This is a genomic window from Rhodopirellula baltica SH 1 (assembly GCF_000196115.1).
GTDB lineage: Bacteria > Planctomycetota > Planctomycetia > Pirellulales > Pirellulaceae > Rhodopirellula > Rhodopirellula baltica.
In genome coordinates this window covers 2,228,404-2,252,226 of the sequence record NC_005027.1, presented here as the reverse complement: position 1 = coordinate 2,252,226, position 23,823 = coordinate 2,228,404, and the positions used below count along the sequence as shown (strand labels likewise).

17 protein-coding genes are annotated in these 23,823 nt (G+C 55.3%); 12 read left to right on the top strand and 5 right to left on the bottom strand.

The annotated features are described in order from the left end of the window. The first annotated feature begins 123 nt into the window (after positions 1-123). The 9 genes from RB_RS08645 (at position 124) to RB_RS08600 (ending at position 14,896) form a co-directional block, all read left to right on the top strand. Entirely contained in the window at positions 124-9,294 is a 9,171-nt protein-coding gene (locus RB_RS08645) for a choice-of-anchor Q domain-containing protein (RefSeq protein WP_011119870.1), read from the top strand. A 525-nt stretch (positions 9,295-9,819) separates the two neighbouring features. Further along, positions 9,820-10,245, top strand: coding sequence for a DUF6869 domain-containing protein (locus tag RB_RS08640; protein ID WP_164921739.1), 426 nt, complete (start codon positions 9,820-9,822; stop codon positions 10,243-10,245). A 131-nt stretch (positions 10,246-10,376) separates the two neighbouring features. Beyond that, complete coding sequence (locus RB_RS08635; RefSeq protein ID WP_011119867.1) at positions 10,377-10,796, top strand: hypothetical protein; 420 nt, start codon at positions 10,377-10,379, stop codon at positions 10,794-10,796. A 154-nt stretch (positions 10,797-10,950) separates the two neighbouring features. After that, a complete protein-coding gene (locus tag RB_RS08630) occupies positions 10,951-11,415 on the top strand; it encodes a macro domain-containing protein (RefSeq protein ID WP_164921738.1) in 465 nt (154 codons plus the stop codon). A gap of 156 nt (positions 11,416-11,571) precedes the next feature. Then, the gene (locus RB_RS08625; RefSeq protein WP_011119864.1) at positions 11,572-12,012 is read left to right on the top strand and encodes a hypothetical protein; all 441 of its coding nucleotides are present in this window, start codon (positions 11,572-11,574) and stop codon (positions 12,010-12,012) included. A gap of 139 nt (positions 12,013-12,151) precedes the next feature. Then, complete coding sequence (locus tag RB_RS08620; protein ID WP_011119862.1) at positions 12,152-12,622, top strand: hypothetical protein; 471 nt, start codon at positions 12,152-12,154, stop codon at positions 12,620-12,622. Positions 12,623-13,294: 672 nt separating this feature from the next. Continuing rightward, the gene (locus tag RB_RS08610; protein WP_011119859.1) at positions 13,295-13,765 is read left to right on the top strand and encodes a DUF7919 family protein; all 471 of its coding nucleotides are present in this window, start codon (positions 13,295-13,297) and stop codon (positions 13,763-13,765) included. 162 nt (positions 13,766-13,927) lie between these two features. Then, on the top strand, positions 13,928-14,299 hold the full coding sequence (locus RB_RS08605) for a hypothetical protein (protein WP_164921737.1): 372 nt from the start codon (positions 13,928-13,930) through the stop codon (positions 14,297-14,299). 156 nt (positions 14,300-14,455) lie between these two features. Further along, positions 14,456-14,896 (top strand): hypothetical protein, encoded by a 441-nt coding sequence (locus tag RB_RS08600; RefSeq protein WP_011119857.1) that lies wholly within the window; start codon positions 14,456-14,458, stop codon positions 14,894-14,896. Positions 14,897-16,021: 1,125 nt separating this feature from the next. Here RB_RS08600 and RB_RS08585 read toward each other — a convergent pair. Beyond that, positions 16,022-16,492 (bottom strand): PA2169 family four-helix-bundle protein, encoded by a 471-nt coding sequence (locus tag RB_RS08585; protein WP_007324679.1) that lies wholly within the window; start codon positions 16,490-16,492, stop codon positions 16,022-16,024. A 601-nt stretch (positions 16,493-17,093) separates the two neighbouring features. Between RB_RS08585 and RB_RS08580 the strand changes: the two genes are divergently transcribed. Together RB_RS08580 and RB_RS08575 are read left to right on the top strand one after the other, a co-directional pair. Continuing rightward, the gene (locus RB_RS08580) at positions 17,094-17,366 is read left to right on the top strand and encodes a hypothetical protein (RefSeq protein WP_164921736.1); all 273 of its coding nucleotides are present in this window, start codon (positions 17,094-17,096) and stop codon (positions 17,364-17,366) included. Between the two features lie 14 nt (positions 17,367-17,380). Continuing rightward, the gene (locus tag RB_RS08575) at positions 17,381-18,310 is read left to right on the top strand and encodes an ISAzo13 family transposase (protein WP_011119850.1); all 930 of its coding nucleotides are present in this window, start codon (positions 17,381-17,383) and stop codon (positions 18,308-18,310) included. Positions 18,311-18,554: 244 nt separating this feature from the next. Here RB_RS08575 and RB_RS08570 read toward each other — a convergent pair whose 3' ends face one another. From RB_RS08570 to RB_RS08555, 4 genes are all read right to left on the bottom strand, one after another. Beyond that, the gene (locus RB_RS08570) at positions 18,555-19,415 is read right to left on the bottom strand and encodes a glycosyltransferase family 2 protein (protein WP_011119848.1); all 861 of its coding nucleotides are present in this window, start codon (positions 19,413-19,415) and stop codon (positions 18,555-18,557) included. After that, on the bottom strand, positions 19,412-20,530 hold the full coding sequence (locus RB_RS08565; protein ID WP_011119847.1) for a hypothetical protein: 1,119 nt from the start codon (positions 20,528-20,530) through the stop codon (positions 19,412-19,414). Before RB_RS08565 ends, RB_RS08570 begins: the two co-directional genes overlap by 4 nt. Further along, a complete protein-coding gene (locus RB_RS08560; RefSeq protein WP_011119846.1) occupies positions 20,527-21,612 on the bottom strand; it encodes a glycosyltransferase family 4 protein in 1,086 nt (361 codons plus the stop codon). Before RB_RS08560 ends, RB_RS08565 begins: the two co-directional genes overlap by 4 nt. Before the next feature lie 127 nt (positions 21,613-21,739). Then, positions 21,740-21,952 carry a hypothetical protein gene (locus tag RB_RS08555; RefSeq protein WP_164921735.1) on the bottom strand — a complete coding sequence of 71 codons (213 nt, stop codon included), beginning with the start codon at positions 21,950-21,952 and terminating at the stop codon, positions 21,740-21,742. Between the two features lie 220 nt (positions 21,953-22,172). Between RB_RS08555 and RB_RS08550 the strand changes: the two genes are divergently transcribed. Continuing rightward, complete coding sequence (locus RB_RS08550; RefSeq protein WP_164921734.1) at positions 22,173-23,621, top strand: MATE family efflux transporter; 1,449 nt, start codon at positions 22,173-22,175, stop codon at positions 23,619-23,621. Positions 23,622-23,823: the final 202 nt, after the last annotated feature.

Below are 23,823 nucleotides of genomic sequence, written 5' to 3'. Positions count from 1 at the left end.
CCCTAACTCGGGTGGCCGTCGCTTTTTTTGTGCGTCTCACTCGGTCAAACGCGGGGGATTGCGCGATCTGGGTGACCAGATATTGCCCCACCTCCCCCCATCTTTGACTCACCGGAGACCAGTATGTTCGGATTTCGTTCTGCCCGCTTGCTCGATAATCAATCACTTGATCAGCACGACACTTCTCATTCCGAAAAAGAACTTGGGAAATCTCGGAAACTGAGAGGACGCAGAACGAAAACACGCCGTGCAACTCTGAATCGATTGATCGGCGAGCGTCTCGAGGAGCGTCGTGTTCTGGCGGCCTATGTCGTCGACACTGCTTTGGACGTCGTCGCCGAAGATGGCATGGTCAGTCTACGAGAGGCGATTCAGGCGTCGAACAGCAATATTGCGATCAATGCGGATACCGAAGCCGGTAGTCCTACCTCGACCGAAATCGACAGCATCAGCTTTGCCGATGGCTTGAGCTCGATTCTTTTGGGCAGCGAATTGGAGATCACCGAATCGCTTCGGATCTCCTTGGGTGATTCATCCAGCCAAATCGTGAGTGGCGACAATGCATCGCGAATATTTGCGATCAACGCGTCAGGGGATGATGCGGTGAGCGTCGACCTTTCCGGGGTGACGCTGCGAGATGGAGTGGCGGAATCGGGCGGTGCCATCTACGTCGGATCGGGGCAATCACTCTCGCTCACCAACGTCACCTTGACGGGGAACATTGCGACTGGTGATGACGCTGACATGGGCGGCGGTGCGTTGGCCAATGATGGCGGAAACGTGACGATCGATGATTCAACGATCGTAGGAAACATCGCAAACGGTGCTTCGGGCAGCGGTGGTGGCATCCTGAACCTAGGAACATTGACAGTTTCCGGCGGCGAGATCAGCGACAACACGGCAAACCGTGCGGGTGGCGGGATCGAAGCCACCGCAGGTAGCAGCACAACGCTGACGGACGTGTTGATGGAACTCAACGTTGCTGGACCTGATGAATCAGCCGCGCCGGGCAACGGTGGTGCACTGCATATCTCTGGTGATGGCAACGCGGATATCTCGGGCGGAACGATACGCGACAACACAGCGGCCCGCGAAGGTGGTGGTCTTTGGAACAACACCGGGACGATGATTGTCGACGGAACGATCCTGACCGGCAACGTGGCCTCTGGTGATGCGGCGGACGACGGTGGTGGAGCGATCTTCAATAACGGTGGAACACTGACGGTCAGCAATGCAACGATCAGTGGCAACGCGGCTGACGGTGATTTGGGAAGTGGCGGCGGTATCTTCAGCACTGACGGTGCGGTGACGATTAACTTGAGCCAAATCGGTGGTGCGATTCCATCCGAGGGCAACACTGCTAATCGTGCTGGTGGTGGTATCGAAGTGATCGATGGGACGGTGACGTTGAACTTTGGAACGGATGTTTCGAACAACTTCGCTGGCATCAACGGTGGCGGATTGCACTCGACCGGAGCAGCCGATGTCACATCGAACTTGGCCATTTTCGGTAGCAACACGGCGGCGAGCGAAGGCGGAGGGTTGTGGAACTCATCGACCGGAACGATGACGGTCAACGGCGGGGCGATCACATCGAACGTCGCCAGTGGCGATGACGCCAGCAACGGCGGCGGCGGTTTGTTCAACGACGGCGGCACGCTGAACGTGATCGACGCGGTCATCGGATTCAACATCGCCGACGGTGTTAGCGGGAGCGGCGGGGGGATTCTCAATGATGGAGGATCACTCGCCATCAGTGGCAACACATCCGTTTCCAACAACCGAGCCAATCGGGCTGGTGGCGGGATCGAGGTGACCGGCGGGAGCACAACTTCGATCGCCGACGCATCGATCTCATCTAACTTGGCGGGGGTATCACCCGCGGTCGCGGCGCCCGGCAATGGTGGCGGACTGCATGTTGGTGACGACGGTGTCGTTACGATCACCGGTGGTTCGGTCACAGACAACGAGGCGGTCGAAGGTGGTGGACTTTGGAATTCGGCTGCAGGTTCGCTGACGATCGATGGGACCACGATCAGTGGAAACACGGCGGTTGAAGGGGGCGGCGTTTATAACGACGAGGCAGCAGCTTTGTCGGATCAGATGTTCTCGATGACCTTTGAGAGTCTTAATGGCTCCGGCGTTTCGGGAACCGGCATGGTGATCGTTCAATCGCCATCGGAAACAACTCGCACCGTTCGTGTCGTGATCGATGCGGAGGGGCTGCAAGATTTGTCCGGCATTCCCGGGGCAATACATGTCGCTCACGTTCACGGTCAATTCGCCGGCAATGCAAACTTGCCGATTCTAAATCAGGGCGATGGTCCGTTCTTCGACGGTGCAGGTGGAGCGGCCAATGGCTTTCCACCGGTCAACTCGGTGGCTCCATCTTTGGCCAATGACGATGGACGAACGATCGCCGACGGCTTCTTGGATTTCCTGGAAGGACGTCCGCAGTACGGGCCAGTCGTTTTGAATCTGACATCGACCCAGATGCGAGATGCAGGACCAAACGGTTCGAATCCACCCGACGGTGTTCCTCCGTTGTCGCACTTCCTCGCTTTGGCGGGTGCTGGTGACATCGATGCGGCGGCTCTGTTCCCCAATGGAACCGAGTTCAATCTCGACACGACCTACACATTCGATTTGACAAACGCGGATGAAGAACGCCAGTTCAACAATCTGGCACCGCTTGGTCTTCGCGAAGTCGTGCTGCATGGGCAGACGGTTGACACTGCGATCTCGGATGCAATTGATGCAGCGGCCATGGGGACTGCTCCGGGTGGCGTGGATCTGGGCGATGGGACATCGTTTCGCGTAACGGCTCCCGTTGCCGTTGCGTTGATCACTCCGGTCAGTGGCAGCGTGACGATCACCGACGCAACGATCACGGACAACACCGCGATCGGGGGCGATGCAACCGAAGGTGGTGGCGGAATTCATAACAGCGGGTCACTGTCAGTATCGGACAGCGAGATCAACGGAAACACAGCATCGGGTGCTGCCGGCAGCGGCGGCGGGATTTGGAATGCGGGGATCGCATCGATTCAAGACAGTGAGATTTCAGGCAACACTGCCAATCGAGCCGGTGGTGGTATCGAGGCAACTGAAACGTCGTCCACTTCGCTGACCGATGTGAACTTGGATGGAAACAACGTTGGCGTCAGTCCCGCAGTGGCATCACCTGGCAACGGAGGTGGCTTGCACGTCACTGGTTCCGGAACGGTGACGATCAGTGGCGGCACCGTGAACGACAACGTTGCTGCTTCCGAAGGCGGTGGTTTGTGGAATGGAACCGGTGTGATGACCGTGACTAACACCACGATCAGCGGCAACACAGCATCGGGTGACGATGCGGACAATGGTGGAGGTGGCTTGTTCAATGTTGGCGGCAATCTGATCGTCACGGACTCCACGGTCATCAACAACGTTGCCGACGGTGCATCGGGCAGCGGCGGCGGCATCCTGAACCAAGGAACGCTGACCGTTTCCGGCAGCGATATCAGTGAAAACACTGCCAATCGTGCTGGCGGAGCGATTGAAGTGACCGCTGGATCCTCGACCACGTTGACCGATGTGTCGATGGATCGAAATATCGCCGGGCCAGATGGTTCGGCGTCGCCGGGTAATGGTGGAGCGTTGCACGTCTCCGGTGGTGGTGTCGTGACGATCACCGGCGGGACGGTCTCGAACAACATCGCCGCTAGTGAAGGCGGTGGACTTTGGAATAGCGTGTCCGGGAGTTTGACTGTTGACGGGACTTTGGTGAGCGAGAACTCCGCACCGATCGGGGGCGGTATCTTCAATGACAGCGGTGTCGACGTGACATCGCAAACGTTCCAAACTTCACTGAGTGCACTGAATGATTCTGGCGTGAGCGGAACGGCGACGGTCACTGTGGATACCAGCGACCCCGACAATCCGTCGATCACGGTTAACATCAATGCATCTGGTTTGGTTCCCAATCAACCTCACATTCAACACATCCACGGGCGGTTTGCTTCGGACTTGGATACAACCGGAACGATCCCGGGACCTTTCTTGGGTGAAGGCGGGGTCGCGATCGATTCTCGTACGCCGGACGCCGGCGATGACGCGAACGGGGATGGCTTCATCACGGTTGGCGAAGGGATTGCCGGTTACGGCAATGTGCTGCTGAATTTGTCCAGCCCGCGTGCACCGGTTCCTTTGGAAGGGAATTCACCGTTGGCCGATTTCAACTTGGCTGACTTCCCCACGGCTGATGATGGCACAATCGACTTCAGCGAGACCTACACGTTCGACCTGAGTGATGTCGATCAAGCTCGTCAGTACAACAATTTGTTGCCGATGTCATTGCGTGAGATTGTGCTGCATGGAGTGAACACAGACGTGGATGTTGACGGGGACGGTTCACCCGATGGTTATCGAGTCACCGGGCCCGCCGCGTCGGGGACGTTGCAAGCCGTTGGCGGAACGCTGTCCATCGTGAATGCACAGATCACCGGCAACGTGGCATCAGGCGATGGTGGCGGGATTGCCAACGAAAGCGGACATGTTTCGATTACGGACTCAAGCATTTCTGGCAATGTCAGTGGTGGCGACGAACCGGGTGAAGGTGGCGGAGGTGTCTTCAATGATGGAGGTGTCGTCACAATCACCGACAGCGATGTGATTGAGAACACCGCCATGGCGGGACTCGGGAACGGAGGCGGGATCCTGAATGCGAACGGCGGAACGTTGGTGGTTCGTGGTGGAACCATTTCCAACAACGACGCGTCTCGTGCCGGTGGTGGTGTCGAGAACGCTGGCAACGCAACGTTCTTTGAAACTGAATTCGACGGCAATGTGACCGGAATCAATGGTGGTGCACTGCACACCTCCGGACCGTGGACAGCCAATTTCATTGATGCCACGATTACCGGCAACTCCGCCGGTGCAGAAGGCGGAGGCGTTTGGAATAGTGTGTCGGGAACGATCGCTTTGGTCGGAACCAACGTCGAAGGCAACTTGGCTAGCGGTGCCGATGCTGATCAGGGCGGTGGCGGTATCTTCAATGATGGCGGAACCGTATCAATCAATTCGTCCACTGTGAACAACAACACGGCTGACGGCACTGCCGGAAGCGGTGGCGGCATTCTGAACCTCGGTTCGATGACAATCACCGGTTCAACAATCAGCGGCAACATGGCCAACCGCGCCGGTGGTGGAATCGAAGCCACCGATGCATCCTCCACTTCGTTGACCGATGTCAATCTGGACGGAAACAACGTCGGTATCAGTCCCGCGGTGGCGGCGCCCGGCAACGGAGGTGGTTTGCACGTCACCGGTTCCGGAACGGTGACGATCAGTGGCGGCACGGTGAACAACAACGTTGCGGCATCCGAAGGTGGTGGTTTGTGGAACGGTACCGGTGAGATGACCGTGACTGGAATCACGATCAGCGGCAACACGGCCTCCGGTGATGATGCCGATAACGGCGGTGGCGGACTGTTCAATGTCGGTGGAACGTTGAGTGTCATTGACGCAACTGTCACAGGAAACTTTGCCGACGGTGCTTCGGGCAGCGGCGGTGGCATCCTGAACCTGGGAATGCTGACGGTTTCGGGCGGCGAGATCAGCGACAACACCGCAAACCGTGCGGGTGGCGGGATCGAAGCTACCGCGGGTAGCAGCACAACGCTGACGGATGTGTTGATGGAACTCAACGTTGCCGGACCTGATGGATCTGCCGCGCCGGGTAACGGTGGTGCACTGCATATTTCGGGTGATGGCAACGCGGATATCTCGGGCGGAACGATTCGCGATAACACGGCGGCCCGTGAAGGCGGCGGTCTTTGGAACAACACCGGAACGATGACGGTCGACGGAACGATTCTGACCGGCAACGTGGCCTCGGGTGACGCGGCGGATGACGGCGGTGGAGCGATCTTCAACAACGGCGGAACATTGACGGTCAGCAATGCGACAATCAGTGGCAACGCGGCTGACGGTGTTTTGGGAAGTGGCGGCGGTATCTTCAGTGCTGACGGTGCGGTGACGATTAACTTGAGCCAGATCGGTGGGGCGATTCCATCCGAGGGCAACACGGCCAATCGAGCTGGAGGTGGCATCGAAGTGATCGATGGGACGGTGACATTAAACTTTGGAACGGATGTTTCGAACAACTTTGCCGGCATCAACGGTGGCGGATTGCACTCGACCGGAGCAGCCAACGTCACATCGAACTTGGCCATTTTCGGTAGCAACACGGCGGCGAGCGAGGGCGGAGGATTATGGAACTCATCGACCGGAACGATGACGATCAACGGCGGGGCGATCACATCGAACGTCGCCAGTGGCGATGACGCCAGCAACGGTGGCGGCGGTTTATTCAACGACGGCGGCACGCTGAACGTGATCGACGCGGTCATCGGATTCAACATCGCCGACGGTGCCAGCGGCAGTGGCGGTGGGATTTTGAATGATGGCGGAACGTTGACGGTGAGTGGAAACACGACCATTTCCAACAACACCGCCAATCGTGCTGGCGGCGGCATCGAAGCAACCTCTGGCACGCTGAACACGATCAGCGGAACCACGATCTCATCGAATAACGCCGGTGTCTCTCCTGCTGTCGCTTCACCTGGAAATGGGGGCGGTATTCATATCGGTGGTGATGGGCAGCTAACGATCAGTGGTGGATCTGTCACCGACAATTCCGCTGCTCTCGAAGGTGGCGGACTTTGGAACGGTAGCGGATTGATGACGATCAATGGCACCACTATCTCAGGCAACACCGCGTTGGGTGAAGGAGCAGACGATGGTGGCGGTGGCGTCTTCAACAACGGTGGCTCGATCGCAATCACCAATGGATCGATTCGTGATAACGTTGCCAGTGGATCGGCGGGAAGCGGCGGCGGACTGTTGAATTTTGGTGGTTTGGTGGAAATGACCGGAACAACGATTACCGGCAATCGCGCCAACCGAGCTGGCGGAGGGATCGAGTCGACCGCGGATTCGTCGACAACCTTGCTGAACGTTTCGCTAAATCTGAACAACGCCGGTGTTTCGCCGGCGACGGCGGCACCTGGAAACGGTGGTGGTTTTCACGTCACCGGAAATGGTTCGGTGGAGATCACTGGCGGAACGGTCAACGGGAATGTCGCTGCTTCCGAAGGTGGCGGACTTTGGAATGGGACCGGAACGATGACAGTCGACGGGACAGTCATCGACGGGAATGTCGCGTCGGGTGATGACGCGGATAATGGAGGGGGAGGCATTTTCAATGTCGGTGGAACGCTGGTGATCAGCGACGCGACCATTCGAAACAACGTTGCCGATGGTGTGTCTGGAAGTGGTGGCGGCATTTTCAATGCTGGAACTGCAACGATCGACAACACAACAATCTCAGACAACACTGCCAATCGTGCTGGCGGTGGGTTGGAAGCCATCGGCGGATCGACCACTTCGTTCACCGGTGGATCGCTTATAGACAACGTGGCTGGCCCAAGCGGTTCCGCGGCACCCGGTAACGGAGGCGCGGTTCACATTTCAAACGATGGTTCCGTTGAGCTGACGGAAGTTGTCGTTAATGGGAACACGGCCGCCAGTGAAGGCGGTGGTCTGTGGAACAGCTCGACGGGAACTCTGGTCGTCACCCGTTCGACGATTTCCAACAACATCACAATCGACGGCGGCGGCATCTTTGCTGACGGAGATGGTGGTGTGGTCACCGTTGTTAATTCAACCATCGCGGCAAACTCGGCGTCGAATGATGGTGGCGGTGTTTTGAGCGAAGGTGGAACCGTTTCGTTGACTAGTGTCACAGTCGCTGACAATTCAGCTTCACAGGGTGGGGGCATTTCGGTCGAGGCGGGCATGTTATCGTTAATCAATTCGATTGTTTCGCGGAACAACGCCTCAACCAATTCGAATCTATTGGGGGCAATTGCCGATAGCGGAAACAACCTTGTCGATGTCGACGCAGGTCTTGGAACACTGGGCGACTTTGGTGGTCCAACTCCAACGATTCCTTTGCTCTCGGGAAGCGCGGCTTTGGATGCGGGAGGTTTGGCCGGGGTGACAACCGATCAACGGGGTGTTTCGCGACCGCAAGGTCCAGGCGTCGACATCGGTGCGTTCGAATCAGATTTGGCGGTACCAGTTGCGGCTTCGTTGAGCATCGCTGCTGACAACGCTCAACGCGTTGAAGGTGACTCAGGAACCACCGCGTTCACGTTCACCGTGACTCGAGCAGAAAATACGATTGGAACCGTCACGGTGGACTATTCGGTGGTCGGGAGCGGAGACAATCCAGCAGATTCGAGTGACTTTGGTGGGACGTTGCCGACCGGAACAGTGACATTCGCCGATGGTGAATCGACGGCGACGATCACCGTGAACGTATCAGGTGATACTCAAGTCGAATCCAACGAAAGCTTCGCTGTCGTGCTGAGTAACGCCAGCGATGACACGGTGATTTCGCAAGCGGATGCGGAGGGTGTCATTCTCAACGATGATATCAACGAACGTGAGACGCGAATTTTGGTTCCGACCTTTGTGGCTCGTCCGCATTTGATTCCAGGTGATGGCATTCCAACGGCAATCATCTTCCAAGCGTTGACGGACACAACGGTCACGGTCACTCCGATTAGTGTGACCAGCTTGAGCGAAACGGTGCGGATCGTCGACGCTGATACGTTGACAGTCAGCACCTACCAAAACGGAGTCGCGACGGCAAATCTTCGAGCTGGCGAACTGTACGCGGTCATCTTTGAACCGCTATCAAGCGATCGTATTTTCTCGATTCGATCGTCTGCTGGTTCGGATACGTTGACCAATCGGGCGGCGACGAACATTCTTCAGCCGACGGACACATCGGCGGATGGTGAAACAACCGCTTTGGACGCGTTGATGGTGATCAACGAGCTGAACCGTTTGAACGATGCCGGTGGTGAACCCTTGCTGGGTAGCTTCGTTGATGTCAATCGCGACGCGAGCGTTACGGCACTGGATGCGTTGCTTGTGATCAACCACCTCAATCGAATGGAGCTGTCGACCAACACTGCGTCGGGTGAGTTCAATGCACCACAAGTGCCATTTGCGAACTCTGAACGCAATGAGCTTTTGAGCGATGAAGTCGATGAGTTCTTTGACAGCGGCGAGGTCATCGGTTTTGAAGAACCAGGACGCACGATCGCATCGTCATTCGCCGGATCAGCGTCAACCGCTGCAGCCACGCTGATCGGAGTGGACGAAGCAATGACAGAACTCAATGACGAGGAAGACTCGTCATCAATGACCACTGAGATCGAGTTGTTGGACGCTGTCTAACCAACGGATCTGTGGTGATGCGAGCATGCCCGGCGTGACTCACGGGGGCGCTCACTGAAGTATTCCCGGGTGGAAGCCGAATGTCTAAGCGTCGATCGCATCGTTGTTGGTGCGATCGACGTCGTGCTTGCCATGATTGCGTGGATGCAAACTTCAATCACGTTATCGCCGATGGAAGTTGCTATCCGTCCGATCTTGGTTGACCACGTCTGGCTCACCGCACTTCGATCCTTGCTATCTCTCGAATACTGGATTGAGGTCGAGTTGCTCGCCATGCATCGGGTTGGTCTCCGATGTTCGACAATGCACGACGCGGATGCATGGTCTCTCAAATGGCGACGACCGGCAGTTCTGGAAGTGCGGCAAGCGGACGGCGCGTGTCCATTGCTGGATCTTTGAGGAACCTTTCTCGGTTGTTCTGCCGATTTGGCACCGATACAATGTGCGTGGTTAAGGCACCTTTCGCATCATTGCGGGCGGTGTCGCGAGAAGCTTGCATTATCCGCTAAACTCGATTGCATTCTGTTGATTGATTCACGCTGGGATGATCTATCGGAGTCGGACTGGAATGCGTTCGCTATCGCATGGAATTCCGAACTCTGTGGCGATGACGCTTCGTCGTCGATTCCCAAGCTTCCTTGGTTGCTAGACGATGCACCAAGCACAGCTAGCGAGTACGTCGTGCCGATGAACTTCACTGCATCAGCAGCGTCTCAGTGGAAATTCATTCTTGTGGCCTATCGGACCGGTACCGAAGATACCCACCGGCATCTTGCTGCTGGTCCGGTGGAACATTTGCTCGGTGAACATGGCGATGAGTTCATTTCCTTGTTTGAACAATTGGCCGAGGAAGATGCACGCTTTGCCAAGATGCTAAGAAATTGTTTGCAGAACGAAATGTCAGGTGAAGTTTGGCGGCGACTATGCTTGGCACGCGGCGACGGAGGTTAAGATGTTTTTGTGACGCCTTCGGCACACGTTCCTCCGTTGGTCACGTCGTTTAGCCGTAGTATGTTCTTTCACAATCCAGGCCGCGCTTTGTTCAGGGCGGTGTCGTAAAAAACTTCCGTTGGCCGACTCTAGTGCATACGTTGCTTCAATACATCCACGACGAAATCTATTCGTGGGGCTACGACTCGCCCGCTGGGCTGACGGGATCCGTCGCACGACTTTTGCGTTCTGTCCTCGAATCCGGTGGGCAGCGCTATGACCTCTCCGACTTCACCGTCCTCTACGATTCGCTTGCCGACTTCCCTGCAAACAACACGGACGACATCTTTCGCGCATTGCACCAATGGAATGATGGGGCTGATTCCGACCAGTTAAATGATCCCGAATCTAGCGACCGGATGCTCAGCTTCAAGGTTGGCTGTGTTTGGGTGCTGTCACGCAGTTTGATGTTGTTCTTTAACCCAAACGAAAAACTCGACACATTCGCCGAATGGCAGGAATTCGCGTTCAAGAACGTCGAAAAGATGCCCGGCATGTATCTACGAACCTGAGTCGGCCAACATTGTGTTTACGTTGAGGACCTTCGGGCACACCTTGTCTCTTTGGTAGCGGGCCTTGGCTTTGTTAGAATCACCCTTAGTTCAGACGTCGTTCGCTTCGTTTAGGGTGGCGTCGTAGAAAACTTCCGTTGTGTGCCACAGATTGATGCAACTCCAAACCGTTGATGGGGATCTCCTCGACCAAGACGTCGACGTCATCGTGAACGCTTGGAACCGCAACATCATTCCATGGTGGCTGCTTCTGCCGCAGGGTGTCTCCGGTGCCATCAAAAAACGGGGCGGTTGCGTTCCGTTCCGCGAGCTGGGCAAACTCGGACCCATCACGCTCGGCGGCGCGGTCATTACTGGCGCTGGCAAGCTTCCCTTCAAATCCATCATCCACGTTGCTGGCATCAGCATGTGGTGGCGTTCCTCGGAACAGTCGATACGTGATTCAACACGCAATGCCGTCGCCCTTGCTACTGAACACAACTTTGAATCCATGGCATTTCCGCTGATTGGGGCAGGTACTGGTGGCGGTTCCGCTGATGACGTGCTCTCGATGATGCAAGACGAACTCGGTAAATGTGACTTTGACGGACTCATTCGCATCGTTCGATTTCGGCGCTAGTGGCACACAACATTGTTTTTACGCTAGGTCTTCGTCACACCTTCCTTGGTTGGTCACGCGGGCTGGCATTGATACAATCTCTCGTGGTTCAGGCACTGCTCGCTTCGTTCAGGGTGGTGTCGTCAGAAACCTCCGTTACGGGACCTACCGCACACGATGCCCGAGCTTCCCCCTGATCGCATCATTGGTTCGCGTCTACTCGAAATCGGGCATTCCACTTATTCCGAACCCGAGTTCGTTCACGCCGGTATCGGCCCCGCCCAATTTCGATCGCATTACCTTCGACTTGATTCTGGTCTCGTGCTCGACCTGTTCGTCGCTGACGTCTCGCTCGCCGATATCGACACTTTTCCAATGCCCGGGGAAACAAGTGGTATTGATGCCAGTTCGATGATTGGACGGCGTATCAATTCTGTCCTCTGCGATGACTCAATGTCTCCCATTGTCGTACTTGATGACGGCTTCTACCTTCGAGATGCAAATGACGGATGTTATGGCAATCCTCTTCACGCGGGGCGAGTTGACACCGACTACGACGCGGAGCAGCGGGCTGCATTCACTGACTTCTGGTCGCACGACGATGGACCGGTCGCCTAACGGGGTGTTTGCGCTGTAGCCTGCGGCACACCCTTCTTGGTTGGTCACGTGGGCTGGCATTGTTACAATCACTCGTTAATCAGACATTGTTCGTTTCGGATGGTGTCGTGACAACCTTCCGTTAGCGGCCAATACCGAAATGGCAAATTTGATCTTTGACGGAGCCATTAAGCACTCGAACTTGCCAACCGCTCGCGGACTCACACTGGGCGTCGCATTTTTTCGCGTCCCGACTGCTGATACGCCACCACCATTCAATGGCGACCCGCCCGGAGATGCCGTCACGGATTGCTACTCGGTGTACGAGTCGGTCGACCTTGATGCGGACTCGATCGAAATTCCGGACCTAATCCCGTTTTCGATCGTGCGCGAACCCGGCATCTACTATCTGCAACTCCGCGCCGTGCTGTACCGTTTTCACAATGGCAAACACTTTGCTCAGGTCGAACAGTTCTTCTTCACCCGGCGACCACTTGAAATTTCGGCCGAATTGCCATTGGTGACATTGCCTATGGAATGGCCCGATATTCCACTCGAAGACTTGGGAGTTGATGGCACGGTCAAACCAAAACGCAAGTTGCCGTGGCCGCTAACTTGGGTTTTACGCTGAGGCCCTGCGGGCACACCTCGTTTCTTTGGCAACGGGCCATGGCCTTGGTACAACTACCGTAGTTCAAACATCGCTCGCTTCGTTTAGGGCGGTGTCGTAAAAACCTTTCATTGTCGGTCGCAGGCTGCCCATGGACGTCGCACAACTGATTCGCGTATGTCAAATGGAATCCGTGACCTGTCGCATCAACGCACACCTTTGTGGCACAATCGATGGCGTTTTCGTCATTGTCGACTCTGAAAACACTTCCTTCGATCCTTCATTGATGATCGACATTGTTGTCCCGGATTTCTCCCGCTTCGCCTTTCACGCAGGTTTGCAACCGAGGGGCGGTCCCGGTTTTGCATACGGCGGACGCTCTGTCATCAGTGGTACGTTCACGCATGTGCCCACGTCCAAATATCCGAGTGCGATGATTGGCTTTACGTTTGTCGAGGTTTCACGGCATCGGAGACCGCCAGCACGGATCCTCCCAAGTTTGCCCACTGAAATGGAGACCTGACACGCGATTCAGCGACCGACAACATGGGTTTGCCGCGAGGCCTGCGGCACACCTTCCTTGGTTGGTAACGCTGGCTGGCTTTGGTAGAATCTCTTGTAGTTCAGGAATCGCTCGCTCTGTTTAGGGCGGTGTTGTAAGAAGCTTCCGTTGTAGGGCACTTGCGTTAACAGATGGCACACTACGTTGACCTCTCGCCCTGCGACTACTTCACATCTGATCATGGGGGCAAGCTGATCGCTGTCGGTTGGCTTTCTCGCGGTCACGCCTACTCGAAGGGCGACATTTCCGCTGAGGTATTCGCTCGTCTGCACCAGTTGCTCGTCAATCCATGGCAACCCTGTGTGGCAATGGGCGCTCATGCTTGTGACTTCCACCGCTTCACCGATGGCCCATGTCAGATCACGCTTGACAACGTCACTGCCCAACTCGGCGTTTCCAATCTGTTTGTCCCGTCCGGTGACCGACTGTTCGTCGCGCCGTCTTTGATTCTTCACTATATCGACGCCTACGAATACTCGCCGCCCCCTGAATTTTGCGATGCTGTAATGGCATGCCCCGAGATGCGCTCAATGGACTACCTGAAGTTGGTTCGCAAGACCGCACCAGCGGCACTTTTCTCTGGCAATCAGACGCAAATGTAGTGCCCCGAGTGTTGCAACAAGGTTTCTGCGTTAGGCCTTCGACACAGCTTCCTTGGTTGGTCACGCGAGCTGGCGTTGGTACAATTTCGGTAGTTTAGGCATCGTTCCATTCATTTGGGGCGGTGTTGTAAAAACTTTCTCGTTGTGTGACCTAGATTACTTGTGATACAAGCATCCGCCACTGTTGCACGCCTTCAGGAAACCGCAACGGTTGTCGTCGAGATTCGACCATTCGATGGTGACTCATTTGTTGTGCTCGATCTTGAATGCGACTCGGTTGTTAAGACCAACTTCAATGCGCCCGAAACATTCACCCGTGGCTACGGTGTCTCCGCTTGCTCTGGCATTCGATATGCAACTCGCTTGGCAGATCGTGACCGCACGGTGGCCGTCCTTTCAATCGCTGGTTCCAATCTCGGCTGGGACGCCCATGACGCGATTGCTCATGCAGCAATGTATGCGGCTTGGGCGGCGTTGGGGTTCCGTTTCACACCTGCTGACATTAACGTCGACCCAGATTGGGTGCTCCAGTAACGCGCCGGTCGCACAACATGGTGTTTACGCTTGGGCTGCGGCACACCTTGCCACTTTGGCGTCGCGGGCCGGCCTTGGTACAATTTCTCGTAGTTCAGGCATCGCTCGCTTCGTTTGAGGCGGTGTGGCAAAAACCTTCCGTTGAGCGCTTAAGTCATGCGTCACTCGACATCTGACAACTCAGTGCGCCTCAACATCCCCGACGAATGGGATATCTGGAATGGTGGAGGTGATGATATCTTCGTTGCCGCCGCACCGGAGGAAGACGAAAACGAGATTCAGCCACAACTCTTGGTGACGCGTGAATCAAACGCGGCTTCCAACTCTGAATCCTACATGATCGGCAACGTCGCTTTTCTGCAAACCGGTGTCGCAGACTACGTAGGGCACGGTAGTGGCTCGTTTTCCTGCGATGGCTACGACGTTGCATGGCATGAATTTACGTCGTCACAAAGGGGATTCACGCTTACCGCGATTTCATATTTCATCGTTTTCGGCGATTCTGCTTATCAATTTCAATTTAAAGCACACCCCGATTTGTTTGGACGCTGGCGATCTGCATTCGAGGCGATCGTTCGTACATTGACCTTCACGTAACTTGCAATCAGCGCGGTTATCACGCTTGTTCCTTCGGCAGTCCTTCCTTGGTTGGTCGCGTGGGATGGCATTGGTATAATTGAGCGGAATTCAGACATCGCTCGTTTGGTTCGGCGCCGTGTTGTTGTAAATTCCGCTTTGTGGCCTCGTCAAATGGTTGGGGCAGAACTCATTGCGAATTCTCGACGGAACATGCTTGACACGCTTGCTGACCTATCTTGCGTTGACAGGCAGCGGAGATACACCGAGACCGTACCCTACGTCCACGTGCCAAACGAACTCGCGTGCCAATGGGATCAACACTCTTCCCTCATGCGGGAACAACTTTGGTTTCGCGATTCGCTGTCGTCTGTGGAGCTTGACACTGCGTTTGCGTTCGACGCCGAATTCATCGCGTTCTGCGATTGCTTCGATTGCGATCTTACAAACTTCGACCGATTGTGGGCCGATACACGTTGGTCAGACATCGGACTTGCGGCTGCCAAGACGTTGGATGCCTTTGCGTAGTGTTGCGGTCGCATAACATGTTGTTTTTGCTATGGATTTGAGGGATCTACGTTGTTTGGCAAAGCTCGTTGGTAATGTCGCAGTTTTTGGAAGTTCAGGAATCGTCCGGTTGGTTGAAGGCGATGTCAGGGAAGATTCCGTCGAAAGAAATTCAGCAGTGTTAGGGTGTCGCTCTTTGAAGGGGCCAGTAGTGTGCGATGGCAGCTGGTCAGTGTTCTTGAAATGTGAAATTGCTGAACACTGATCTTCGCTAATCGCACACTCATCTTCTTCGCCTTCGTTGTTCGGGATACCGGGACGTCGTTCGATTCGGCTATGCTTTTGGTTGCTTTGCGATCATCATTGGTCAATGATGGCGGTTGCTTGCATAGCTCAAAGCTCTGTTGAGTTTGCTTTGACCAGTTGGGCTTGGTTGTGAACGAAGAAGAAGAATAGGAGTCGGAGTTGTGGTGTGGGCTTTGAGGATTTGGTACAAGCAATTACAGGCTGGACGCCTATACCACTTTTGGCTCCGGCTAAAGCTCGAGCAGAATGTCGTTGGCGCAAACAAAAAGCCATGTCATGGGACATGGCTTTCGTTGTTCGGTTTGGAAACCGAAATGATTTGACCAGCCGAGATCAGCTGGCTTTGTAGGCATCGCGGAGATCGCGGATTTTGTCGTGGCCGGCTTTGACTTTGGCGTATTGGGCGGTCAAGACATCGTTCATGGCGCTGCCTGCGGTGTCCTTCAAGACATCTTCGTAGGCTTCCTTGATGTGGTCTTCACCACGCTCAGCTTCGATCAAGATGACCGTTGCATCGCCGCCGTTGAGTTTGCCTCGGATGTTGATCCAAATGCGGTGCGTCTTGGCGGCAACGCTGCCGTCGTCTTCGGCTTCTTTGCCGTTGAATTCGACGTACTGCTGCAGTTCGCTGGCCATCGCCGAACGTTCGTCGCCAATGCTGCGGAACAACGTTGCCAAACGCTCATCCTTCAGCTCTTCTGCGGACTCGTGAAAGCCGTTGTACGAGTCGATGTTGGCCCGAATCAGCTTTTGAAGCTTTTCGATGGTGGTTTCGTTCAAGTCGATTTTGGTTTCAAGAGACATGTGAGATCCTTCAGTTTGCTGTAGTTGGTAATTTCATCAAACGGTTGCTTGATGAGATTGATGAGTCGCAACTACCGTGCCAGAACTGGACTTCGTTCTTCCAGCCAGCTGTTGTCGTGGTCTGATACTGCATTTGGTTGTACTTACTGCAGCGAATGCGTTCTCGAATGAAGTTTCGGGGAGTGGAGCGAAGCTGGCTCGATGAACGCGGGAGCGCTTTGAGTTGGGAGTTGCGCGTACTGCCCTCCCCGGCTTCCTCGCTGAACGCTTGGATTCCGACCCTCACCAACTGCGTTGAGGTTTTGCAGTTTTTAGGTGCTGTGTTCGTGACATCTTGCAACTACCGCCCGCGCGGAAGGAAGGTCGTGCAGTCTTGCTTCACCCTCCTTTTGGGAGGGTCGGCCCGCTTCGGGCCGGGGAGGGTTACGCGCTGGATCCAATGCTCGGCCCTCCCCTCGCTCCGCTCGACCCTCCCAAGGGACGTTCGATTTACAACTTGCGGAACCGCTTTGCTAGCATTGCATTCGGCTGAAATCGCCTGCTCGTTACAATGGGGTTATCGAATGGACTGAAAGGATCTTTGACTTTGAAGGAGTGTGTCATGACACTTGCAATGGAACACCACTTCGACCAAGCGGTCGAATCCCACATGCGAAACTTTTTTCGGACTCTCGGCGAGAAGGATCGTCGACGCTACGCAGCGATCGAAGCCAGGAAGCTTCCTTTCGGAGGCATCCGCTACATCGCCAAAGTACTTGGCTGCTGTGAGAACACGATCGCAAGTGGCATCAAAGAGCTGGAGAGCCTTGCTGATGGTGATCCCCTGGAAGGACGCCAGCGAGTCGAAGGAGGTGGCCGCCCAAAAAAGAACTGAGCTGTCCGTCACTCATGAATGAGTTGCGGGCAGTGATCCAAGACAATACTGCCGGTAGTCCCACCGTGCCTGGCTTGAAGTGGACGCATCTGTCGGTCGCTGAGATTGTCAGAGAATTGTTCCAGCGAGGAATCAAGGTTGCAAACGAAGTGGTTTCTCGTTTGCTCGGCGAGATGGGGTTCAAGACTCGCCAGCAGGTGAAATCAAAAACCAAGGCGCCAAGTCGCGACCGTGACGAGCAGTTTGAAAAGATCGAGAAGTCCATCGAGGACTACAAAAACACGGGAGATCCTGTGTTTAGCATTGATAGCAAACGAAAGGAATCGCTGGGTGAAGTCCACCGTAGCGGCGACGTGATTGCCAATCAGGCAGCGGAAGTTCTCGACCATGATCTACCAGCTTACAGTGATGGCGAAGTCACACCGCATGGGATCTACGACGTGCAAGAAAACACGGGGCACGTGACAGTGACCACAGGTAGCGACACCGGTGAATTCGCGGTGGCATCGTTTCAAAGGTACTGGGAAGAAGTTGGTTCGGTCCAGCACGCCTCGGCCAAGCGAATTCTCCTCTTGTGTGATTGTGGTGGCAGCAACAGCTACCGTTCAAACACGCTCAAGCACCATCTTCAGGAACTGTCCAATGAACTCGGGTTGCCGATTCAGGTGGCCCACTATCCGGTTCATTGCTCGAAATACAATCCGATTGAACGGCGAGAGTTTAGCCACGTCGAACGAGCGTTTTCAGGCCGAATTTTTTCAACAGCCTCGGACGTAGCAGAGGCTGCTGAATCAACATCCACCCAGACCGGGTTGAACGTCACCACAGCAGAACTCCCCGAATTCCAGCCTGTTCGCAAGAGCGGGAAAAGAGTGCCGAAACCACCGAACGTGGAATACGACAAAGATCTCCCCGACTACAACTACACGTTCAACCCACAGTAGTTGAATACGCAAGTTGTAAATCGAACGTCCCAAGGGAGGGTGATGACAAACGCGTGGCAGGACAGCACTTAGAAACTGCATGACCTTTGCGTTCAGGAGGGTGAATCTTGGAACGCGACCTTTGGGCGCGAACAAAGCTCAGGGAAGATTGTGTAAACGAATGGGCTCCACCACATCCGACATTCAGCCATTCAAGGGAACGCTCGGTTCACTTGGTTCCGCTTGTTCAATCTTGGGTGCTTGATCAAAAACCGGCCGGTGTCAGTGACGTTGCTTTTTGAATTTCCGATTCAGTCGGCAGGCGATGGATTGCGATTGAGTCGTCGTCCTTGTCGAAGTCGATGAGTTCTCGTTCAGCAAAGGCGTTGAGCCAGGATTCCATCGGCCATACGCCCCACTTGCGGCGAAACCGTTCAGCGTTTTCGACAATTGGCTTGAGATGGTTCAGGGGTGGTTTGCAAACCGAATGATGCTGGTGATAGGCGACTGCGTTGACGAACCCAAATGGAACACCGGCATTCCTAGCAGAAAATGCGAAGTCGGTGTCTTCGCCACCGTAGCCATCAAACGTGTCATCAAAGCCTCCGATTCGTTTGAAAGATGACTGGCCGATTGCAAAGCACAATGACCAAAACATTTCGTATCGTTCGGAGCTATGTCGTTCGTGATCTCCGAGTTGTGGTTGCAAAGGATGGTCGACAGCTTGCTGTTGGAGTTGATCCATTTGCCAGTCGCCGTCGGCGGCTCCCGCAGGGAGGTAGCGGGGACGTCCCATCCACAAGCGGTCTTCTGCTTGAATGGCATTCACCATCTTTCCGATCAGGTCGGGCGATGGAATGCAATCGACGTCCAAGAACACCATCCCGTCCGTCGTGCATAGCGATGCCGCGTGGTTGCGGGCTTGTGCCAAGGGAAGTGGCTCGGTGAGATAATGAACGCTAGATGTACGAATCGGAAAACGTTTGCAATCAGGCAGTGTGACTTCCTGGTTCATGCCGACGACGATCCATTCGTGTGGCAAGACGGTTGATTGCAGCAATCCCTTCAGTTGGTTTTCGAGATGTGCTTGGCGTCCGCGAACGATGGTGAGAACACTGATTCTCATAGCGTCACCAACTCCCCTGACATTCTGGCTTCGTGCGACCAGCGAGCGACTTGAGCAATATGCTCTGCCGCCTGGGAGGCTCCATCGTGTTCAAAGACATCTCGCCATGGCGATGGATCCAACAACATTGCTTCCTCAATCAGAGCCGGCCACCGGGTTGATGCAGGCCAACCTGTCAGTCCGATCGCCAACCGCTCGCGGCTGAGAATTTTGGCTTTTCGAATTTGTTCTTCGAAGGGACGGTCTTCTACAATCGCAATGAATCGGCACCGTGCGTGCCCGAGTTCCATCACGCTGTTGTGACCCGCTGAAGTGACGACGACGCTGGCATTGGCGATCCATTTGCCAGGATTGTCTTGCCAACCGGCGAAGAACAAATTCGACGGTGTTCGTTCGGCGTTCGAATCGTCGTCTTTTCCCAAAACGACCCAGTCTGCGTGTGGAACCATGGTTGCCGCATCTCGCAAATGCTGGTGAACGTCACCCGTTCCTCCTCGACCAAACATCACCACGATCATCGGCCGCTCGCGAATTTGTATTGTTTCTTGAGTAGGGTCCAACGTTTCATTCGTTTGCTCACGGCAAAACCCGTCCAGGTACACCGTTTTTTCTCGTACGAAATCGGGCGTGATGTCGTCTTCCATCGACTGTGGAAATGGTGCGAGCAGTGAGTGTGCGGCTTCGTAAGCTGCCAAATGAGCCGGGTCGTCGCGACGCCCATGTTGCCGCATCACGATTTGCGGAATCGACGCCAAACGCGTGAGCATCGATATTTCTGCGGAGACATCGATCACCATCACATCCGGTCGAGTCTCATCCAGCCAACGCGTGTACTGGGCGACTCGTTTGGTGATGGAATCGGTCCACAGGGGTGCGTAGTGCAACGCGGAAACATCCTGTGCGTGCTGCATACCACGTACTGGAACATGATCGTTGTCACAATCGATGCCGATGACGTCTGCGAGCGTCGGTCCGCTCCAATCGAGGTCATGAATTCGGCTGGTAACAACCGAAGCGGGCACCGGCAGCCGGCGAAGGATGGCCTCGGTTCGATGCTTGTGGCCCATTCCGTGATAGTGAACGTAAAAGCCCACGTGAGGTTGTTGATCGATCACGCTGCGACCTCGTTTGGAAAGCTCCAGTCGGATTGGTTTTGGTAAAGCGACTCGTATTGCTCCACCATGCGATCGAAGCTGTAGTGTTCCTGTGCGACCCGGCGGCAGATTTCGCCGGGTACCTTCATGCAACCAAGAATCGCTTGAGCCAGTTCACGAACACTTCCCGGTTTGGCCAATCGGCCGGTGGATTTGCCGATCAATTCAGGCAATGCACCGCGATTGAATGCCGCGACGGGTGTCCCACATGCCAGCGATTCTGCAACGACCAATCCGAAGGGTTCATCCCAACAGGGTGTGACAAGGGTCACGGCGGAACGACTGATCAACGTGCAAAGTTCTTCGTGAGTGCGGTGCCCGTGATAGGCGTCGTCTGGACGAAGCAGTGGCAAGACTTCTGAATCAAAGTAGTTTTGATCGGAGATCGGGCCGACAACATCGAGCGGAATGCCAGCACGATGGGCGGCACGCAAAGCCAGGTGAGTTCCCTTGTCAGGGAGGATACGACCAAACCAAATGGCTCGCCGTTGTTTTTGTTCTTTGCAACGAACCCAGAACGAAGTGTCGACTCCGTTGTGGATCACCGTTTGTTCCGGCAACAACGAACGCCAAGCATCCGCGTTCGCATTGGAGATGTTGATGAACTGTCCGCAAGCGTCTCCGCCCCGGCGACGCAGTTCCGCTGCCATGCGGGGCAAGGCAGGAGCGTGCAACGTGGTCATCAAACGCGTTGGCAGCAAATGCGAGAACTGCAAAGGAATGGGGCTGAGCGAGTGATTGTGAATCACGTCAAAGTCGCTCGTACTGAGTTGCAGCATCAATGCCGCATAGGCTTCGTCTTCAACGCTTTCGATCCAGTCATGGCACATCCGTCCGAGGCGTGCGTGGGATTCAGGGATGGTTGCGTTTGGGATGATGCTTTGCAGAGGCAACTGCGGATCCGAGTCTCCCGAAGCAAACAATGTGACTTCGTGACCTCGGTTCTTCAACGCGTTTGTGTACGCGTGAGTGAATGCTTCCAAACCTCCTGCGTAGGGTTTCGCGATGGGAAATTTGAGATGACCTATGATGCCGATTTTCATCGCGAATGGCTCCCCAGCCGATGGAGTTGGTAACGGGTGATTGATCCTCAGATCATCCGTGATGTTGTTTGCGATTCCGTCGGCTTCGGCTTAAGCAACGACCGTGCCAAAGGTCGTGGGGAGTAGCTCAGCGTCGTCGAGTTGCGACCACAGACACGCGTTCCGCAATCGGATTGATGACTCCGGCGTCGGTCAGCTTTCGATCAGATTGGTTGATCAAAGCAACCAACGCGCTTAACGTTCGCGTCAGTAGTCCACTGCCGGGGCGGGTGCGAAATTGGGCGGCTGGAGCGTGCCCATGGCCGTGGAGTTTTCGTTGCGAAAAGCTGGTCGAGGACATTGTTTTTTCCTGTTTGCGTTGTCACGTTGGGAGACGCGAAGCGGTGGCACGTGTTTCGCTTGCGAAGTCGCGAATTGGTTGCGTGCTTGCACTGCATTTTTTGAGCCAGAGGGTGATCGCGTTTCGATCAACCACGTCGCGTCGTGATCCTCGCACTTTCCATCTTTTTTATTTTGCTGGCCCTGGCGGTTGGCCGCTGTCCTCTCTCTCGCAGGAATCCATGACTGAATCGCCCCGTCGAATCGAGCGCGACGCGTACGGCTATCGAGCGATGGTGGCGGTTGCGATTCCGCTGGCGGCCACCGTTGGTTGTTTCTCGATCACGCTCTTCACCGATCGCACGCTGTTGATGTGGTATGGGCCGACGTCGTCAGCGGCTTCGATGGCAGCGGGCAACTTGTATTGGGCGATCGCTTGTATTCCCGTCACCGCGATGGGTTTCATCACTCCACTTGCTGCGATGGCGATGGGCAGGAAGCGTGGTCGGGGAGCGGTCGCGCTGAGGGTTTGGTCTCTGCTCTGGCAATGCTTGTGGTTCACGTTGGCTTGTGTACCCGCCTTCGCATTGATCGGTTGGATGAGCCCGAATCTGTTCGAAGCGTTTGGGCACGACGTCGAACTTGCGAAGCAGGAGGCACGCTATTTTCAAACGTTGTTATTGGTCGCTCCCGCGTCGATGTTAGAAGCCGGCCTGACCGCGTTCTTCGTGGGAAGAAGGGTGACGCGACCGATTTTGCAAACCAACATCGCCTCGTCGGTTTTGAATGTCGGTTTGGACTATTGGTTCATCTTTGGCGGGTTGGGATTGCCCGCGATGGGTGTCTTCGGTGCTGCTCTCGCAACGACCATCGCGATGTGGTTCAAAGTGGCCGTGTTTGCAGTGATGTTGATGCGTTTGAATTCATTTGGACGTCATTTTCGGGCGGCCTGGCGGCCGAGTCGTCATGTCATGACTGAGATCATCGTTCCAGGATCCGCGATCGGATTGCAGCAATTGATTCGTTCGGGATTGTTCAGTTTTGTGTTGCTGGTGATTGGTGCGGCATCCGTCACTGGTCTGGCAGCGACCTCCGCTGCGCTCACCATGTATCAGTTGTTATCGATCCCAGCGATTGGGTTGGGTACCGCGGTGACGGTTGTGACTGGGCAAGCACTGGCAGCGAAAGGAATTGGTTTGGCGTCGGATACGATCCGGCGAGGGATGGGGCTGGGGGTCGTGGTGGCACTGACATTGGCGATCGCACTCGCCGCGTTCCCAGAAACTCTGTTGCAAATACCGTTGGGTGGGATCAGTGACGAAGAGCGAGCCGAAATCCAACCGCTGGCGATTCGCTTGATGTGGTTCGCGGCCATCTATGCTTTGGTTGACGTCGCGAGTCTCTTGCTGGCCGCGTCTGCGAAAGGCATCGGCAAGTCCTTTGTGATTTTGGTGGCAACTGCGGTACCCGGTGTGTTGGTCGTCGCTGGTGGATGGTTGCTCGCGCCGGATGGATGGCTTCGGGCTGGATCGCTGGTCCGGGAGAATCAAATCGTGATCCATTGGTGGTCCGCGTTGGTGCTTTGGTCGACTGCTCAAGCGTTCGTTCTGGCGGGCAGCCTGTTCTGGTCGACAAATGCACTCTTGCCCGTCAGAGTCGGCCAAGCACCCCCATCACAACCCGACGCGTGAGTTTTGAAGTTGCGCTTTTTGCATTCGGTTTTGTTGGCCAAAGGCCTTCGTCATCGTAGCCTGGGGCATCGCTCCAGGGATCGAGAACGAAGGGAAATGAGTTGGCCTACGGCCAACATCAACCCACATGTTCTGAATTGAGTTTGGCCGTTGGCCAAAATGGGGCGGTGTTTTTCTGCTCTATGTTGAACGAGGCCGTTGG

What these genes read in the sequence shown, in the direction of transcription:
- RB_RS08645 (WP_011119870.1), top strand. Translation starts at nt 124, where the DNA reads ATGTTCGGATTTCGTTCTGCCCGCTTGCTCGATAATCAATCACTTGAT.
- RB_RS08630 (WP_164921738.1), top strand. Translation starts at nt 10,951, where the DNA reads ATGCAACTCCAAACCGTTGATGGGGATCTCCTCGACCAAGACGTCGAC.
- RB_RS08625 (WP_011119864.1), top strand. Translation starts at nt 11,572, where the DNA reads ATGCCCGAGCTTCCCCCTGATCGCATCATTGGTTCGCGTCTACTCGAA.
- RB_RS08620 (WP_011119862.1), top strand. Translation starts at nt 12,152, where the DNA reads ATGGCAAATTTGATCTTTGACGGAGCCATTAAGCACTCGAACTTGCCA.
- RB_RS08610 (WP_011119859.1), top strand. Translation starts at nt 13,295, where the DNA reads ATGGCACACTACGTTGACCTCTCGCCCTGCGACTACTTCACATCTGAT.
- RB_RS08600 (WP_011119857.1), top strand. Translation starts at nt 14,456, where the DNA reads ATGCGTCACTCGACATCTGACAACTCAGTGCGCCTCAACATCCCCGAC.
- RB_RS08585 (WP_007324679.1), bottom strand. Translation starts at nt 16,492, where the DNA reads ATGTCTCTTGAAACCAAAATCGACTTGAACGAAACCACCATCGAAAAG.
- RB_RS08580 (WP_164921736.1), top strand. Translation starts at nt 17,094, where the DNA reads ATGACACTTGCAATGGAACACCACTTCGACCAAGCGGTCGAATCCCAC.
- RB_RS08575 (WP_011119850.1), top strand. Translation starts at nt 17,381, where the DNA reads ATGAATGAGTTGCGGGCAGTGATCCAAGACAATACTGCCGGTAGTCCC.
- RB_RS08570 (WP_011119848.1), bottom strand. Translation starts at nt 19,415, where the DNA reads ATGAGAATCAGTGTTCTCACCATCGTTCGCGGACGCCAAGCACATCTC.
- RB_RS08560 (WP_011119846.1), bottom strand. Translation starts at nt 21,612, where the DNA reads ATGAAAATCGGCATCATAGGTCATCTCAAATTTCCCATCGCGAAACCC.
- RB_RS08555 (WP_164921735.1), bottom strand. Translation starts at nt 21,952, where the DNA reads ATGTCCTCGACCAGCTTTTCGCAACGAAAACTCCACGGCCATGGGCAC.
- RB_RS08550 (WP_164921734.1), top strand. Translation starts at nt 22,173, where the DNA reads ATGACTGAATCGCCCCGTCGAATCGAGCGCGACGCGTACGGCTATCGA.